Annotated in this window: 1 protein-coding gene; it reads left to right on the top strand. The window is 81.8% G+C overall.

Annotated features, from left to right (window positions below; all coding sequences use genetic code 11):
* Positions 1-88 precede the first annotated feature (88 nt).
* On the top strand, positions 89-423 hold a 335-nt coding region (locus GTQ99_RS24010; RefSeq protein WP_166618117.1), incomplete at its 3' end, for a hypothetical protein.

Here is a 423-nt window from a genome sequence, read left to right as displayed (position 1 = left end):
GGCCCGGTGGCGGCTCTGGGGCAGGGGCACGCGCTGGTGAGCGGGCACGAGGAGGAGCGCGGGGACGGCCTCGGGGACCGCGCCGGCGGTGCGCCCCGGGTGCGGGGTGGGCGGCCGGCTCGGCCGTCGGCGACGGGGTCGAGGTGCCGCTGCCGCCTCGGGCGACGGGCGCGTCCTGGCGCACGACGCGTGGTTCCCGCCCGGCCCGGCCGGCGCGGCCACCGGCCGCCGCACCTTGCTGGCCCACCGGGCCGGGGCGACCACGCTCGCGGTCACCCAGCTCGTCGCGCTCGTCGACATCGCGGACGGGCGCTGCCGCGTCACCGCCACGGCCACCGTGCCGATGCTGCAGCGGCGCGCGCTGCAGCCGCTCGTGGACGCCGTGCTGGCCGGGGTGCGGGTGCTGCCCGGCCAGCACGGCGT

Origin of the sequence: Kineococcus vitellinus (assembly GCF_009906315.1) — a bacterium.
Classification (GTDB): Bacteria; Actinomycetota; Actinomycetes; order Actinomycetales; family Kineococcaceae; genus Kineococcus; species Kineococcus vitellinus.
Note: the sequence above shows the minus strand (reverse complement) of the source record. Positions and strands in the feature narration are given on the sequence as shown.